This is a genomic window from Sphingomonas sp. CFBP 13603 (assembly GCF_014892665.1).
Lineage (GTDB): Bacteria > Pseudomonadota > Alphaproteobacteria > Sphingomonadales > Sphingomonadaceae > Sphingomonas.
Genome location: NZ_JADBIA010000007.1, coordinates 191,182 through 206,754, shown reverse-complemented (window position 1 = coordinate 206,754; position 15,573 = coordinate 191,182). Strand labels below are relative to the sequence as shown.

Annotated in this window: 13 protein-coding genes; 11 read left to right on the top strand and 2 right to left on the bottom strand. The window is 65.6% G+C overall.

The features are described from left to right. The first annotated feature begins 74 nt into the window (after positions 1 to 74). From IFR23_RS12945 to IFR23_RS12935, 3 genes are all read left to right on the top strand, one after another. Positions 75 to 962 carry a LysR family transcriptional regulator gene (locus tag IFR23_RS12945; RefSeq protein WP_192976259.1) on the top strand — a complete coding sequence of 296 codons (888 nt, stop codon included), beginning with the start codon at positions 75 to 77 and terminating at the stop codon, positions 960 to 962. Between the two features lie 247 nt (positions 963 to 1,209). After that, positions 1,210 to 1,827: a hypothetical protein gene (locus IFR23_RS12940; RefSeq protein WP_192976258.1), complete on the top strand. Its 618-nt coding sequence runs from the start codon at positions 1,210 to 1,212 to the stop codon at positions 1,825 to 1,827. Beyond that, a complete protein-coding gene (locus IFR23_RS12935) occupies positions 1,824 to 3,242 on the top strand; it encodes a hypothetical protein (RefSeq protein ID WP_192976289.1) in 1,419 nt (472 codons plus the stop codon). The genes IFR23_RS12940 and IFR23_RS12935 overlap by 4 nt, the downstream gene beginning before the upstream one ends. Before the next feature lie 91 nt (positions 3,243 to 3,333). On the opposite strand, the gene IFR23_RS12930 is transcribed toward IFR23_RS12935, so the two are convergent. Beyond that, complete coding sequence (locus IFR23_RS12930; protein ID WP_192976257.1) at positions 3,334 to 4,227, bottom strand: LysR family transcriptional regulator; 894 nt, start codon at positions 4,225 to 4,227, stop codon at positions 3,334 to 3,336. A 100-nt stretch (positions 4,228 to 4,327) separates the two neighbouring features. On the opposite strand from IFR23_RS12930, the gene IFR23_RS12925 reads away from it, so the two are divergent. The 3 genes from IFR23_RS12925 (at position 4,328) to IFR23_RS12915 (ending at position 7,589) form a co-directional block, all read left to right on the top strand. Continuing rightward, complete coding sequence (locus tag IFR23_RS12925; protein ID WP_192976256.1) at positions 4,328 to 5,197, top strand: SDR family oxidoreductase; 870 nt, start codon at positions 4,328 to 4,330, stop codon at positions 5,195 to 5,197. A 695-nt stretch (positions 5,198 to 5,892) separates the two neighbouring features. Beyond that, positions 5,893 to 6,117, top strand: coding sequence for a hypothetical protein (locus tag IFR23_RS12920; RefSeq protein WP_197978422.1), 225 nt, complete (start codon positions 5,893 to 5,895; stop codon positions 6,115 to 6,117). Beyond that, on the top strand, positions 6,114 to 7,589 hold the full coding sequence (locus IFR23_RS12915; protein WP_192976255.1) for an MFS transporter: 1,476 nt from the start codon (positions 6,114 to 6,116) through the stop codon (positions 7,587 to 7,589). Before IFR23_RS12920 ends, IFR23_RS12915 begins: the two co-directional genes overlap by 4 nt. A gap of 289 nt (positions 7,590 to 7,878) precedes the next feature. Here IFR23_RS12915 and IFR23_RS12910 read toward each other — a convergent pair whose 3' ends face one another. Continuing rightward, positions 7,879 to 10,713: a TonB-dependent receptor gene (locus IFR23_RS12910; protein ID WP_192976254.1), complete on the bottom strand. Its 2,835-nt coding sequence runs from the start codon at positions 10,711 to 10,713 to the stop codon at positions 7,879 to 7,881. Positions 10,714 to 11,350: 637 nt separating this feature from the next. On the opposite strand from IFR23_RS12910, the gene IFR23_RS12905 reads away from it, so the two are divergent. Genes IFR23_RS12905 through IFR23_RS12885 form a run of 5 tightly spaced genes read left to right on the top strand, consistent with a single transcriptional unit; the run spans position 11,351 to position 15,522 of the window. Next, positions 11,351 to 12,325, top strand: a complete 975-nt coding sequence (locus IFR23_RS12905) for a CobW family GTP-binding protein (RefSeq protein WP_342344954.1) — start codon at positions 11,351 to 11,353, stop codon at positions 12,323 to 12,325. Beyond that, the gene (locus tag IFR23_RS12900) at positions 12,322 to 13,350 is read left to right on the top strand and encodes a WD40 repeat domain-containing protein (RefSeq protein WP_192976252.1); all 1,029 of its coding nucleotides are present in this window, start codon (positions 12,322 to 12,324) and stop codon (positions 13,348 to 13,350) included. The genes IFR23_RS12905 and IFR23_RS12900 overlap by 4 nt, the downstream gene beginning before the upstream one ends. After that, positions 13,347 to 13,556 (top strand): DUF1289 domain-containing protein, encoded by a 210-nt coding sequence (locus IFR23_RS12895; RefSeq protein WP_107963680.1) that lies wholly within the window; start codon positions 13,347 to 13,349, stop codon positions 13,554 to 13,556. Before IFR23_RS12900 ends, IFR23_RS12895 begins: the two co-directional genes overlap by 4 nt. Then, positions 13,553 to 14,392, top strand: coding sequence for a HoxN/HupN/NixA family nickel/cobalt transporter (locus tag IFR23_RS12890; RefSeq protein ID WP_244655654.1), 840 nt, complete (start codon positions 13,553 to 13,555; stop codon positions 14,390 to 14,392). The genes IFR23_RS12895 and IFR23_RS12890 overlap by 4 nt, the downstream gene beginning before the upstream one ends. Then, positions 14,389 to 15,522, top strand: coding sequence for a CobW family GTP-binding protein (locus IFR23_RS12885; RefSeq protein ID WP_192976251.1), 1,134 nt, complete (start codon positions 14,389 to 14,391; stop codon positions 15,520 to 15,522). The genes IFR23_RS12890 and IFR23_RS12885 overlap by 4 nt, the downstream gene beginning before the upstream one ends. The last annotated feature ends 51 nt before the right edge of the window (positions 15,523 to 15,573 follow it).

The following is a 15,573-nucleotide window of genomic DNA, read 5'->3' as shown; positions in this document are numbered from 1 at the left end:
GCCTCCAGATGGACGCCGGACCGCCCGAGGATTAGATCATCTGCGGCGCATGGGTTGCTGAAGGAAGTTCAGGAATGGATCGTGATCTCTGGTCCGGTCTCGCGGTGTTCGAAACGATCGTCGAGGCTGGCAGCTTCGCGCGAGCGGCGACGCGGCTTGGATTGTCCGCCTCCGCCTTGAGCCATGCGATGCGGTCGCTGGAGACGAAACTGGGCGTCAGGCTGCTCGACCGTACCACCCGGTCGCTGGCGCCGACGCCCGCAGGCGAGGAACTGCTCGCGCAGTTGAGACCGGCGATCGCTTCGGTCGCCGGCGCGCTGGCTGACTTGGATAACGCCCGCGAACGACCGGCGGGGCGGATTCGGGTCAGCGCGCACCGGGTCGCGGCGATCTACGCCATCCTGCCGCGGCTGGCCGACTTTGCGCGCGCCTATCCCGACATCGCCGTCGAACTGGTGGTCGACGACGGATTCGTCGACATCGTCGCGGACCGTTTCGACTGCGGGGTCCGGCACGCGCAGACGCTGCAGGCCGACATGATATCGGTCCGCATCAGCGCACCGGTGCCGCTCGTCTTCGTCGCCGCCCCGGCCTACCTCGCCGATCATCCCGCTCCGCTCGATCCCGACGATCTCGTCGCGCATCGATGCCTGTGTTACCGGTACACGTCGTCTGGCGTCGTACATCGCTGGGAATTCGAGCGGGACGGCCGGACGGTGGAACGGTCGGTCCGCGGCGGCTTCATCACCAACGACATCGACGTGATGCGCGACGCCGCGGTGGCAGGGCTGGGCGTAACTTGCCTGCCGCTGCCGCACGCCGCGGAGCAACTGGCCGCCGGTACGCTGGTCGAAGTGCTCGCCGGCTGGGCCCCCATACTGGCCCCGAACCACCTCTATTATCCCAGCCGCCGCCAACCGACTGCCGCTTTCCAGGCCTTCGTGGCGGCGATGCGCGTCTGATCGTACGGGAGCGTTCGCCGGCGTAGGAACGGCTTAGCCTAGGTCCCAGGCACGGCTGACTTGCCGCATTCGCCGAGGTTTCGCGTAGTGATGTGCGATCCGACGGCTACGGCATGGGGGTGTGAACAGGACCGGCAGGGGGGCCTGATCACGATGGTAGCGCAGTTCGAACCCTTGTCTTGCGCGTTCCAAGATGTCGCGCGCGGCTGCTGCTGGCAAAAGCCTTCTGCAAGTTTATGACGGGCGGATGGTCATTTTCTACGCCCTGGCGCTGGCGTCACTGCTTCAGCTCGCCGATACTCCGAATATCGGGCCTGCGGAGACTTCGGAAGTCGACGCGATAGACTGCCGCCTCGACGTGCCCAGCTACACGCAGTTCGCCATGGCAATCGACGGCGAAGAGAACGTCGCGCGAAAACGACGCTGGAAGCGGGTCGCCTCGCGCAATGCGTTCATAGCGGAATATGAACTGCCACACGCGATCACCGTCGTCGGCGCGTACAGCACGCGCCGGATCGCCTTCACGAGCAACGCGGTCGTCGCCATCCTCGATCTTCCAGACCCGACGACGCTTGCGCGCTCCGAGCAGGTCGAAAACGCCATGTCCGCCGAACCGATGATCGACGCGCTCGGCGAAACCGGCAGGATGCCCCCCGCGCAGGCGAAGGCCTCGGTCCCGTTCCGCAAGTTCATAGGCGAGCGCATTCTGAAGGACGTCACCGAGCACGCGGGACAGGGAGAAAGCTACGGCAGCCATTTTGTCGTCGCGCGAACCGTCTCCAACGCGACGACGCATCCCGGCAAGACCTTCTACGGCTGCACCTACCGGTTCGAGATGCTCGACAAGGACGGGGCGCCGCTTTGAGCCTGCGCGTGCATCGCATCGCCGCCGCGTTGCTGATGGTCGTCGCGCCGTCGGTCACGGTCGCGGAGGACACCGGGCTGGACAGCTTCACAGGGACGCTGTCGATCGAGAAGGATGAGGTCATCCTCACGCGTTGCGATCTAGCCAGCTCGCGCTATCTGCTCCGCGACGCGGCGGGCGCGACGGCGGTGGCGCGCTATCGTAAGGACGGTACGCCAGCCTATGCGGACGTCATCGCCCGCTTCAGCGAAGAGGGCAGCCGCAATGTTCTAACGGTGACCGGCTTTGCCGACCTCACGCCCGGCAAGAGTTGCCATCTTCTCGACGCGCTGGACGCGCCAAGTCAGCCCGGGGCGCCCAAGCTAAAGGATGCGCCCGCCAATCGACGGATCGAGGGAAGCATGGCGACGCAGGGCTCGCTGGTCGGGCATTATTATCTCATGGGCGTGATGGAAACCGGATCTGAGCTTCTGCTGCGACCTGACGGGCTGTTCGTCTGGTCGTTGAGCTACGGTGCGCTGGATCAGGATGCGCAGGGCGCGTGGCACGTCGAGCATGACGAGGTCGTGCTCGTCACGGCCGCGCCGATCGTGCGAAAGCCGCTGTTTTCCTATCTCTCGACCGGGCCGTGGACGGACGAAGCCGAGCAGGAACGCCGCACACGCAAGCGCAGCGCGATCGAGGCCGCCATCCGCGCGCGCTGCCCCATCTTTCCCGCACCGGAAGTCATGGCGACATCCGGGGAGGCCGGCGTCCCGGCTTTGCGCGTTCGCCGGGAGCGCGCCGCCACGGCCTTGCGCACGGCGATCGCTGCGAGGTCGACCGTCGAAACGCTTGCGGCGAGCTTGATGGCGAAGCCCGCGGCGACGGGCGCGGGTACCGATCGGCCGGGTGCGGACCGCGTGCGACAGGCTGTGCACGACTGGCTGAATGCCCGGCAGGCGGCGCTCGACGCGGCGCACGCCGCTGGTTTACCGGAGCCTGCGCTCGCCGATCCCACACTGCCGGCGGTGTGCACGATGCCGCCTGACGAGCCCGCCGGAAACACGCCCGGCTCGCCCCCCGGGCTTGGTATCCAGATCCTCGACCCGGAGTCCGATACGCCGGCTCGCGGCATTACCGTAGCGCTGCAGTTCGCCGATGGTACCGAGCAACAGCTGGTTACCGATAGGAATGGCTTGGCCCTCGTTCCCGGCGAGGTGTCTGCAAACGCAGTCGGTGCGATGATCCACGCCAAGACAAAGGCGGGCGCCGTCGCGGTCAGCTTTGCACCCGTGCGCAGCGGGATCATCCGCGTCGGCATGGACATGCGACAGTTGATGGCGCGACCATTCGATACGCTGCGCCTGCGCATCGTCGGCGGCGCGCTGGTTCCGGATACCTTCGACAACGGGAGATACGAGCGGCAGCCATAGCTACGACGGGAGCGTGTAGTTGGGGCGGGGGCACGGGAGGAGGGGGGCGCCATCTATTAGAGGGCTGGGGTTTCCGACTGGAGCAGCCGTTTCATAGCTCGATGAACGCGGCAAGCTCGTCTGGCGTCCCTTTGGGGAAAGCTCGTTTCAGATGATCGAGAAACGCTGAAACGCGAGCGTTTAGCAGACGCCGTGAAGGGTAGAGCGCCCACAACGCCGTGTCCGGCGCGTCCACGTCGCCCCAATGCACCAGTCTGCCCGCCGCCAGATCGCGGCTGACCAGCGATACCGGCAGGCGCGCGGCGCCGGCACCCACGAGGACGGCATCGCGGACCATCACGAGCGACGACAGGTTGAGCACCGGGGCGAACGCGATCGTCTTCGGGCCAGCCTCCGACTTCACGATCCACGACGAGCGTCCCTTGTCCAATCCGTGCCCAACCGCAGGCGCCGCATCGCCGTCCTGCGGTCTTGCCACGCCAGGCCCTGCTACGACGACAAGCCGGTCGTGCAGGAAGGCGCGCCCGACGAGGCTTTCGTCGGCATGCGGATTGACGCGGATCGCCAGGTCATAGCCTTCCTCGACCATGTCGACGGAGCGGTCTTCGCTCGTGACCTCCAGGATCATGTCGGGATATTGGAGCGAGAATCCCGCTGCCAGCTTGCCCATCGCGATCTGCGAGAACAGCAGCGGTGCGCTGATCCGCAGCTTTCCGCGCGGTTCGCCCCCGCCCGATGCGATCGCAGCGGTCGTTTCCTCAAGCTCCGTCAGCAGCGCGGCGGAGCGGGCGTGGAGGGTTTTGCCCTCTTGTGTGAGCTTCAGCGTCCGCGCGCCGCGCTCGAACAGGCGCAGGCCTAGCGCAGCCTCGAGCTCGGTGACACGCCGCGACAGTGTCGCCTTGGGCCGGCCGGTCGCCCGTGCGGCCTTGCCGACGCCGCCATGGCGGGCGACCAGGTTGAAATCGGCAAGGGCGAGAAGGTCCATATGATCCACCAGTGAGACGGGGTGTCTAGTATTGGCAGCTATCGGCGCGAATGTGGATCACTAAATAGGAGGTGTCCCAAGCCACTCAGGAGCGTTTCCCATGACCATTCTCGTTACCGGTGCAACCGGCACCGTCGGCCGCAACGTCGTCGATCAGCTTCTCGCGCGCGGCGCCGACGTCCGTGCGCTCGTCCGCGAACCGGCGAAGGCCGATCTTCCGGCGGGCGTTGCCGTCGTCAAGGGCGACCTGCTCGACGTCGATGCGATGCGCGCCGCCTTTTCCGGCGTCTCCACGCTGTTCCTGCTGAACGCCGTGGTTCCCGACGAATTCACCCAGGCGCTGCTCGCGCTCAATCTGGCGCGCGATGCCGGGATCGAGCGGATCGTCTATCTCTCGGTGATCCACAGCGATATCTACGTGAACGTGCCGCACTTCGCCGGCAAGTTCGGTGTCGAGCGGATGCTGGCGCAGATGGGCTTCAACGCGACCATCCTGCGCCCGGCCTATTTCATCGACAATGATCGCGCGATCAAGGACGTGGTGCTCGGTCACGGCGTGTACCCGATGCCGATCGGCGACAAGGGCCTGGCGATGATCGACGCGCGCGACCTCGGCGAGATCGCCGCGATCGAACTCGTCCGCCGGGAGCAGTCCGCCGCGCCGCTGCCGCTCGAGCGTATCAACGTCGTCGGCCCCGATACGCTGACCGGCACCGATGTCGCCGGCATCTGGTCCGAAGCGCTGGGCCGGACGATCCACTATGCCGGCAACGATACCGCCACGTTCGAGCAGAACATGCGGAGCTATGCCCCGGCCTGGATGGCCCTTGATATGCGCCTGATGTGCGAGCGCTTCCTCACCGACGGCATGGTGCCCGAAGCCGGCGACGTCGATCGCCTGACCGCGATGCTGGGCCGCCCGCTGCGGTCGTATCGCGATTTCGCGACCGAGATCGCCGCTTCGGTCTGATCCACTGCACCGCCGATCAGCGACCTGTCGATGTACGTCAGCATCGGCAGGTCGCGTTGCGTCGAGAAGGGGTTTGTCGAGCAAGGATCGTTGCGTGCTCATTTTGCACGGAGTTCCCGCGAGGCATGTCCGATGATCGAGACGACGTTGATCGACATCCTCGTCGAATGGTTCGGCAAGTCCCTGACGTTGGCGAGCAGGTAACCGACCGTCCCTGGTCCGTGCGAAGCACGCGCCCAACATGGTACGGTTTTCATGTAATGAGATATTGTACCTGGAAATCGGTGCCGTTAATGCGCCGCGGGTCCTTGATCGTGAATGGCCGACAATGATGCGTTCCCGCCTCGCTATTGTGTCGTCTCGCCGTTTTGTCGTCGCGCCGTGCCGTAGGCGTCGATCGGGCATCCGGCATTTATCGCAAGCTTGTCACACACCCGCTCTATGAGCCGTGCTGGTCCGGTGCTGCAATGGACCGGACGCTCGCCGGTCCGCCGGCTCAAGGTTCGCACGATGATCGTCGACGGCCTGTGGGATCAGGAGGATAGCTGCGGCGCGCCCGCAGTCCATCGGGCGCTGGAAGTGAAGGACGACGGCAACGACATGGTCTATCGGACGATGGCTCCCTGGTATGACGGGCAGGGGATATTCGACGGCAGCGCAGTGGGTGCGATCGGATGGGATGCCGATACGGCGAAATGGTGGCGCTGGAACGTGCCGCTGAAGTACGGTTTCGCGCTGCCGACGACCAATCCTTCCTGCCGGGGCACAAGATCATGGTACAGGTGCAATCGGGCTGGTTCCCGCTCCACGATCGCAATCCGCACACCTTCGTCCCGAACATCGTCTTCGTGAAGGCGACGCAGAGGATTGCGGTTGCCGGCCCGGATCGAAGCCATGTCAGCCTGCCGGTGGTCAAATGAAGCGCGTGGTCGTGCCCGGTCGGGATCTTCCTCCTACACGTCCACGGGGGCGCCCGGACGACGGCGCATATAGTCCACCTATCGCGACGGACACGCGAGACCCGAACGATGGTGCCGGCATCATCGCGCGGCTCGATCGCCTCCCGGCGACGCGCGGCGTCTGGACCATCGTCGGCTTGCTGAGCCTCGCGTTCTTCTTCGAACTCTACGACATGCTGCTGTCCGCCTATATCGCGCCGGGACTGGTGCGCAGCGGTCTGTTCACCACGACCACCGCCGGTGCCTTCGGCATGACCGGCATCGCGGCGTTCATCGCCGCACTCTTCGCGGGGTTGACGGTCGGCACCTTGGTTGCCGGCGCCCTGAACGACAGGTTCGGGCGACGTGCGATATTCACCTGGGCCCTGCTCGGATACACCGCCGCCTCCGTATCGATGGCGTTTCAACACAGCGCGACCGCGATCAGCCTGCACCGGTTCGCCGCCGGCATCGGACTGGGGATCGAGATGGTCACGATCGATACCTATATCTGCGAGTTCGTACCGAGATCGTTGCGCGGTAGCGCGAACGCCTTGTGCCAGACGATCGGTTTCTGCGCGGTTCCGATCGTCGCCGGCCTGTCGTGGCTATTGGTACCGATAGCCCCGCTGGGCCTCGACGGCTGGCGCTGGGTGGTGCTGATCGGCGCAAGCAGCGCGCTCGCGGCATGGTATATCCGCCTGCGTCTGCCCGAAAGCCCGCGCTGGCTCGTCCAGCGGGGACGCTTGAGCGAAGCCCGCGCGATCGTCGAGCGGCTCGAACGTGGCAGCGAGCAAGGGCAGGGCATGCCGCTTCCCATACCCGCCATGATCGAGCCGGTGGCCGGCGCGGGGCGTTTCGCCGAGCTGTTCCGGCCGCCGTATCGCAGTCGGACAATCATGATGGTGGTGTTCAACATCGCCCAGACGATCGGCTATTTCGGGTTCACGAACTGGGTCCCGACGTTGCTGATCGAACACGGCATCACCGTGACGAAGAGCATGGCATACACCACGATCATCGCGCTGGCTGCGCCGATCGGGCCGATGCTCGGGCTGGTGATCGGCGACCGGTTCGAGCGCAAGTGGATCATCGTATCGGGCGCGGTCACGATCGTGCTGGCGGGCGGGCTGTTCGCGGTCGCTACCGCGCCGCTCTTGCTGGTGCTGATCGGCATCGTGCTGACGGTCGCGGGCAACATCATCTCGTTCGCGTATCACGCCTATCAGGCGGAGATATTTCCCACCCGGATCCGGGCGAAGGCCGTCGGGTTCGTCTATTCGTTCAGTCGCGTCACGGCGATGCTCAACGCGTTCGCGATCGCGTTCCTGCTGCGTCAGGGCGGCGTGACGGGTGTGTTCGCGTTCATCTGCGCCGCCTACGCGGTCGTCATCGTCGTGATCGGCGCATTCGGCCCCCGCACCCGCAACCGGGCTCTGGAATCGATCGCATGACCGTTCGCCGAGCGTACAGGAACCGTCCGATCCTTCCCCGCCAACCACGGTCATCAAGGTGACGTGGATGAATCCCGCTCTGACTCTCCTGCAACCCTACCCGTTCGAACGGTTGCGTATAAAGGTCATTTCCCAGGAAATAGTGTCGTGAGTTTGGAAACTTCCCGCCTTCGACTGTCCGGGTTCGATCCCTGATGATCGCCGCTAACCGGGCGGGGCTATTGCCAGTGGCGCTTGGGCGACCGCGCCATCCGGCAACGGGAGGCGGTCGGCGCGACGGATCGGATCATCACATTCGCCACCGCACGCCGGCCATCAGCTGCCGGCCGCTCTTCGAGTAGCTGTTGACGCGGTCGGAGCTGTCGACGAACTGGTCCTCGGCCTGATTGGTCAGATTGACCCCCTCGAGCGTCATCGTGACGCGATCGGTGACGTTCCAGAACAGCGACGCGTCGACATAGGTCGCGGCGTTCACCCCGGCGACGTCGTTGCCGTTCGCGCCCGGCACCGCGGTCAGATATCGTCCGCGATAATTCGCCGACACGCGGCCGCCATAGTGTTTCGTCTCGTAATAGAGCGTCGCGTTGGCGGATTGCTTGGACAGGCCGATCAGCGGTTTTCGCATGCTGGTCGTCGCGGTCAGCGCGTAATCCGTGTCGGAACTGGTCCGCGTGTAATTGACGATTCCGCCGAAATTTCGAAGCGGGCCGGGCAGGAAGGTGAACGCCTGCTGCGCGATTACCTCGATCCCCTTCAACGACGTGCCCGGGCCGTTCACCGGCTGCGTGAAGAAGAAGATGTCCTCCGGTCGCGCGATCCGCTGGTCGCCGAGGAACGCGAGCGGATAGCCCGAGGCGGCATAGCTCTGCTCGACCGTCTGGCTGGTGATGAAGCTCTTGATGCGCTTGAAGAACGGCCCGATCGCGAAGAACCCGTCGCGCGTCGGATACCATTCGAGCGACAGGTCGACCGAGTCCGCGCGGAACGGATCGAGTTCGGGATTGCCGACCGACACGGTCCGCGTGTTGACCTGAACCTGCCCGCCGGGCGTCAGCGAGGTCAGCGTCGGCCGGGTGATGTTGCGGTTGGCGCTGAACCGCAGCTGCACCTTGGGCGCCATCTCGAGCACGAAATTGGCCGATGGCAGCCAGTCGGTATAGCGGCGCTCGAACGTCACCGGCTGAGCCACGCCGCCGACGATCACCGCGCCCGTCGCGGTCGTCTGCGTGCGGGCCACGCGAACGCCGACGTCGCCCCTGAGCGGCATGCCCGCGATCTCGCTCTTCAGATCGACCTGCGCATAGCCGGCGACGACCTCTTCCTTGACGCGTCGATCATTCTCGCGGTTCTGCGTCAGCGGCGTGCCATTCGGATCGATCAGCGGCAGCGCTTTGTCGAAATCCACGAACAGCCACTGCCGCGGCGTTGCCGCGGAAACGCCGAGCGCCTTGCCGAAACTGTACGGCGAGTCGGTGTAGACGAGATCGCCAACCGCGCGACCGCGCGACGCGGTGCTGTCCTGCCCGAAATCGACGGTGTCGAAGACATAGCGCGTGTACGCCGCGCCCGCCTTCAGGATCGCCCAGTCGGTCGCCTCATAGGCGATGTTCAGCTTGCCGATCCGGTAGTCGTTCTTCACGATATTGACGCGCGGGCGATAGACGTCGAGCCGCCACGCCGTCGGATCGGTAAGCGACACGCCGTAGCCCATCGTCGGCACGCGGTCGTTGTCGCGGTAATCATACGAAAAGTCGTGATTGTCGGTCAGCAACTGGAACGTCCGCGTATCGACGGTGTAGTTCGAGCCCTCGACGCCGACGAGCGCGTCGATCGTCAGCCGGTCGGCCGGTTTCCAAATGGTGGTCAGCGCGATCTGGTGGAATTTGGTGTCGTTGGTGTCGAGCCGGTTGTCGGATCGATTGTCGACATTGCCGAAATCGGCGGCGACGATGTCGTTGCCCTCGACGGTCATCCTGCGGATCGTGGTCTGGGGGAGCCCGGTCGCATCGGTGCGGCTGAACGACTGCGCGTCGAGCGAATGTTCGATCCGCGTCGAATGGAGCTTGGCGTAGAGGAGGTCGAGATCGATATGGAACGCATCGCTCGGCCGAAACTGGAACGCGCCGGTCAGGCCCAGCCGCTTCTGATCGTTGTCGAAAATGAAATACCGTGGCGTGCGGGGATAGAACAGCGCGTCGCTGCCCGTTCCGTTCAGCCGCGCGCGCAGGGCGGGGTCGATCGACGACGAGACGTTGGCGAGATTCCAGCCGCCGCTTTGCCAGCGGAGCGTCTGATGGCCGTCCTCGATCACCTGGCGACGCGAATAGGCGGCGGAGATCAGCCCGCCCCACACACCGTCCTCGGTCGTATCCGATATCACCAGCGCCGCGCGCGGCGCGACCTTGTCCGCGCGGGTCGCGTAGAACGCCTGCGCCGAGGTGACGACGTGCAGGCCGGGGTTGTCGAACGGGCGCAGCGTATGCAGGTCAACGGTCGCGGCGATACCGCCCTCGTCCAGCGAGGCGGAACGCGCCTTGACGACATCGACGCGGCTGAACAGTTCGGAGGCGAAGATGTTGAGATCGAACGACCGCGATCGGTTGACGCCACCGCGCTGATCGCTCGATCCCGTGGTCGCGAGCGCCTCCATGCCGTTCAGCCGGACGCGCGTGAAATCGCCGTTCAGGCCGCGCACTGCGATCTGCCGCCCTTCGCCTGCGTCGCGCGTGATCTGCACGCCGGGGATGCGCTGGATGCTCTCGGCGAGGTTGGTGTCCGGGAACGCTGCGATGTCCTTGGCGAAGATGCTGTCGGTCAGCCCGTTGGCGGCGCGCCGCGCATTGATCGCGCTCTCCAGGCTGCCGCGCAGGCCGGTTACGACGATGTCGCGATCCTCGGGTTTCGTATCGGCCTGCGTCGGCGCGGCCGAACCGGCCGTCGAAGCCGAACGGGTCTGACCGTCAGTAGCGCGCGCGCGTGTTGCGGGGTTCGGAGCCGTCGCGATGGCTGTATCGGTGTTGGTCCTCGCATCGGCCTGTGCCAGCGCCGATACAGGGGACAGAATCGCGACCATGACGCAGGCCGACGGCAAGGGGCAGTATAATGCTCTCGCAAAACTGGTCATACATTGGGCTTCCCTGACGGAGCGCGGCTGGTCTGAAGCCGCTCGCGATCGTCGCCCTAGTTGTGGCGAATGACTGTTTCGTGACGCCGGCGATATATTCTCGACCTGTCATCTACTGAACGTAAGAGTCATGTTTCGCAGCGAAATAACCGTCTTATTATTTAAGGAAAATTCGATAGAACTGCTATTTCAGATAAAACGGAATGTATATTTGCGATATAAGGCGAACCTTATCACCGCTTATCTTGCAGCAACGTACAAGGAGGACGGGAGAGACGTTCTACTGTACAGTTGAACGGTGTATATCTTGGTTGGCGAATGAAGGGGCTGATTCGGCCGAGCGAGATGTGGCCTTGCGATCGAATATGCGGCCGCTCGCCGCCGAACCTCTGGCGCACCGACCGAGGCAATACCAATATGTTATGGGGCACGGTCAAAACGGCGGAGACATGAAAGCGATCGATCATGCCGCCGCGTGTCTTTGCCGTGTCTGGAAGCCCTGCGCGGGGCCCAGATCCTGCATGGTTCCACAAGGCGCCGAGTGTCGGTCAGCGCCAAAAAACTCCGCTCTCGGACCATTGCAGCCACCCGCAATTTCGCCTATCGAGAGATGATATACCATTGCATTGGACCTGCCGTGCCATCACCTCTCATTCCCGTCACCGTTCTCACCGGCTATCTGGGGGCGGGCAAGACGACGCTGCTGAACCGCATCCTCAGCGAGAACCATGGCCGGAAATACGCCGTCATCGTCAACGAGTTCGGCGAGATCGGCATCGACAACGACCTGATCGTCGATGCCGACGAGGAGGTGTTCGAGATGAACAACGGGTGCATCTGCTGCACCGTCCGCGGCGATCTGATCCGCATCATCGAAGGGCTGATGAAGCGCAAGGACGGCTTCGACGCGATCATCATCGAAACCACCGGTCTCGCCGATCCCGCCCCGGTCGCGCAGACGTTTTTCATGGATGATGACGTTCGTGCACGCGCGAGCCTCGATGCGATCGTCACGGTCGTCGACGCGCGCCACGTCCTCGCGCGGCTCGACGACAGCCATGAGGCCGAGGAGCAGATCGCCTTTGCCGACGTGATCCTGCTCAACAAGATCGATCTGGTCACGACGCAGGAACTCGAGACGGTGCGGCATCGCATCCGCGCGATCAACGGGCAGGCCCGGGTGCACGAGACCCAGAACTGCGTCGTCCCGCTCGAGGAGGTGCTGGAACGCGGCGCGTTCGACCTCGATCGCATACTCCAGATCGAACCCGATTTCCTGTCGGAGAACGATCACGAGCATGACGATTCGATCACCTCGGTATCGCTGCGTTCGGCAACGGCGATCCGGCCGGAATTGTTCATGCCCTGGCTGCGTCGGCTGACGGCCGTGCAGGGGCAGGACATCCTGCGATTGAAGGGCGTGCTGTCCTTCCCCGACGAGGACCAGCGCTACGTCGTGCAGGGCGTTCACATGCTGCTCGACGGCGACCATCAGCGCGACTGGAAGCCGGACGAGGTGCGCACCAGCCGGATGGTGTTTATCGGTCGCAACCTCGATCCCGTCGCGTTGCGGGCCGGGTTCGAGGCCTGTGCGGTTCCTGCCACCGCATGATCGACACGATGAATGCACCGTTGGTGAGAAGCCATGGCCGGCGTGTCGCGGTCGGCGCGGAGGCAACTTCGATCCTCTGGCTCGGGGACGACGCGCTGCTGACGCTTGGCGACGGCAGCGTGCGGCGCATGACCGATGCGGGCGAGGTTGCCGCGCATCCGGTGCACCGCGGCGCGATTCTGGCGGCGTGCCGTCATCCCGACGGATGCGCCATCGTCACCGGCGGCGACGATGGCCGGGTGTGTCGCGTCACGCCGGATGGCGATAGTCTGGAGCTGGGACGGTTTGAGCGGCGCTGGGTCGAGCATCTGGTCGCGAGCCCGGCGTCGGGGCTGATCGTCGCCGGCGTCGGCCCCGAGGCGGTCGTCTGGAAGCGCGGCGCGACCGCACCGTCGCATCGCTATGCGACCGGCTCGACGATCGGCGGGCTCGCGCTCGACGGCAAGGGCAAGCGGCTGGCCGTCGCGCATTACAACGGTGCGACGCTGTTCCATGCCTCGACCGCGGGCAGCGGACGGGTTGCGCTCGATTGGATCGGCGCGCACCTCGCCTGCACGATGAGCGCGGACGGTCGCCATGTCGTCACCGCGTTGCAGGAGACCGGACTGCATGGCTGGCGGCTGCCCGATCTGCGCGACATGCGGATGTCGGGCTATGCGGCCAAGACGCGCAGCTTCTCGTGGGATCGGCGTGGCGCGTGGCTGGCGACGAGCGGCAACGCGTGCGCGATCCTGTGGCCGTTCGACGGCGAGGACGGCCCGATGGACAAGCCGGCGCTGCTGCTGGCCGAGCGGCGAGGCACGATCGCAACGCGCGTCGCCTTCCATCCCCGTGGCGATTTGCTGGCCGTTGGTTACGACGATGGCGTCGTCGTCCTGACCCAGACCGGCGACGATCGCCCGCTGCTGGTCGATGACGACGGTGCGGCGATCACCGCGCTGTGCTGGAACGACGCGGGTACCCGGCTCGGCTGGGGCGACCGGGACGGCCGGATCGGCATCCTCGACATGGCCGCACGCGCGTGAAGAGCCCGTGCATCGATATCTGCCGCTTCGACGGCCGGACCGGCTGGTGCGTCGCCTGCGGTCGGACTCAGGTCGAATGTCGCGGCTGGCGCAAGGCAGCGCGACCGACCTTGCTGGGTATCCAGGCCGACCTGCCCCGGCGCCTCGCCAAGCTGGCCGCGCGGGGCATCGTTGCCGCCCACCCGGATCTGGAAGACCCATCATGATAGACTCCACGTTTGCGATGCCCACGCTGGGCCTGATGTTCGTCCTCGGGCTGCGCCACGGGCTCGATCCCGATCATGTCGCGGTGATCGACAATATCGTCTTTCGCATGGTCGAGGAGCGGCCGCGGCTGTCGCCCTGGACCGGCACGCTGTTTGCGCTCGGCCACAGTCTGGCGGTGGCGAGCGTGGCGATCGGCGTTTCGCTGTTCGCGCACTGGATCGTGGTCCCGCGCTGGACCGCGCTGCTGGTCGATACGATGGTGATCGCGTTGCTGATCCTCGTCGGCACACTCAATCTTGCCGCGCTGTTGCGGCATCGTGACTATGCGCCGGTCGGGTGGCGCGCGGGTCTGGTGCCGCGATCGCTCCGGTCCAGCACGCACCCCGCCGCGGTCGTCGCCATCGGCATGGTGTTCGGGCTGGTGTTCGATACCGCGACGCAGGCTGCGGCCTGGGGCGCGGCGGCGACGACCCGGGGCGGGCCGGCCGCCGCCGCCGGCATCGCGCTGGCGTTCACGGTCGGCATGGTGCTCGCCGATACGCTCGACAGCCAGATCGTCAGCCGCCTGCTGCGATCGAGCCAGGGGGCAGGCCGGGGCGCGGGCAGTTCGGTGATGCGGTATCGCCGCGGGGTCGGCTGGCTGATCGTCGGCCTGTCGTACGGCATGGCAATGTTCGCGGCGTTCGAGGCGGCGGGCTTTGCCGTGGCCATCGACGATCGGACCTTTACCGCGATCGGTGTCGGCGCAGCGACGCTCGTCGCGCTATCGCTCGCACGGGGCGCGTGGATCGCGCGCAGAATCGATCTTCGGCCCGCGCCGGGAGGTTCGGCATGACGCGCCTGCTCAGCGGACCGGGGGCGCTGATCCCCGTCTCGGTCCTGACGGGCTTCCTCGGCAGCGGCAAGACGACGGTGCTCAATCGGCTGGTGCGCGATCCGCGGATGGCGCGGGCGCTGGTCATCATCAATGAATTCGGGTCGATCGGCCTCGACCACGACCTGATCGTCCGCAGCCAGGACGACATGGTCGTCGAGATGATGGGCGGCTGTTTGTGCTGCACCATCCGCGGCGACCTGTTGCGGACGTTGCGCGAGGCGCCCTGGCGGTTCGCGCGTGGCGGCAAGTGCTGGTTCGACCGGGTGGTGATCGAGACGACGGGGCTCGCCGATCCCGCACCGATCCTGCACACGCTGACGACCGACGAGCGGCTGCAGACGCTGTACCGGCTGGACGGAGTCATCACCACGGTCGATGCGGCAACGGGAATGGCGACGCTCGACTCACAGGAGGAGTCGATCAAGCAAGCCGCGGTCGCGGACCGGCTGCTGCTGACCAAGACCGATCTCGTCGGTGCGGCGGAGCGGGCGACGCTGGAAGCGCGCCTGCATGCGCTCAACCCCGCGGCGCCGATCACGATATCGGTCGATGGCGCGGTCGATCCGGCGCTGCTGTTCGAGGCCGGGCTGTACGATCCGACGACCAAGAGCCACGACGTCCGTCGCTGGCTCAACGCCGAAGCCTATGCGAGCGCCGATCACGGGCACGATCACGATCACGGTCATCATTATGGGCACCATCACGACGTCGATCGCCACGGCGACCGGATCCGGGCCGTCTGCCTGACGTTCGACGCCCCGCTGCCGGCGCTCGCGTTCGAGCGCTGGCTGGGAATCCTGACGATGTTCAAGGGCGCCGATATCCTGCGCGTGAAGGGCATCGTCAACGTCGAGGGCGTCGATCGACCGATGGTGATCCACGGCGTCCAGCACATCTTCCACCCGCCGGTCCGGCTCGACGCATGGCCGAGCGACGATCGCCGGAGCCGGATCGTGTTCATCACGCGCGATCTCGATGAGGCCGATCTGCGCGGCACCCTGACCCTGATGACGCTTGGGCTGGAGCATTTCGGCCTGGTCGGACGGGACGGCACGATCCCGGGGCCAGGCGATGGACTGATCGCGTAAGCGACCGACGCACATCACGATCGCTGCGACGCCGGCGACGACCACAGGGGC

Coding starts and splice junctions, on each gene's coding strand:
- IFR23_RS12900 (WP_192976252.1), top strand. CDS start 12,322: ATGATCGACACGATGAATGCACCGTTGGTGAGAAGCCATGGCCGGCGT.
- IFR23_RS12910 (WP_192976254.1), bottom strand. CDS start 10,713: ATGACCAGTTTTGCGAGAGCATTATACTGCCCCTTGCCGTCGGCCTGC.
- IFR23_RS12915 (WP_192976255.1), top strand. CDS start 6,114: ATGAAGCGCGTGGTCGTGCCCGGTCGGGATCTTCCTCCTACACGTCCA.
- IFR23_RS12890 (WP_244655654.1), top strand. CDS start 13,553: ATGATAGACTCCACGTTTGCGATGCCCACGCTGGGCCTGATGTTCGTC.
- IFR23_RS12885 (WP_192976251.1), top strand. CDS start 14,389: ATGACGCGCCTGCTCAGCGGACCGGGGGCGCTGATCCCCGTCTCGGTC.
- IFR23_RS12920 (WP_197978422.1), top strand. CDS start 5,893: ATGGTGGCGCTGGAACGTGCCGCTGAAGTACGGTTTCGCGCTGCCGAC.
- IFR23_RS12940 (WP_192976258.1), top strand. CDS start 1,210: ATGGTCATTTTCTACGCCCTGGCGCTGGCGTCACTGCTTCAGCTCGCC.
- IFR23_RS12945 (WP_192976259.1), top strand. CDS start 75: ATGGATCGTGATCTCTGGTCCGGTCTCGCGGTGTTCGAAACGATCGTC.
- IFR23_RS12930 (WP_192976257.1), bottom strand. CDS start 4,227: ATGGACCTTCTCGCCCTTGCCGATTTCAACCTGGTCGCCCGCCATGGC.
- IFR23_RS12925 (WP_192976256.1), top strand. CDS start 4,328: ATGACCATTCTCGTTACCGGTGCAACCGGCACCGTCGGCCGCAACGTC.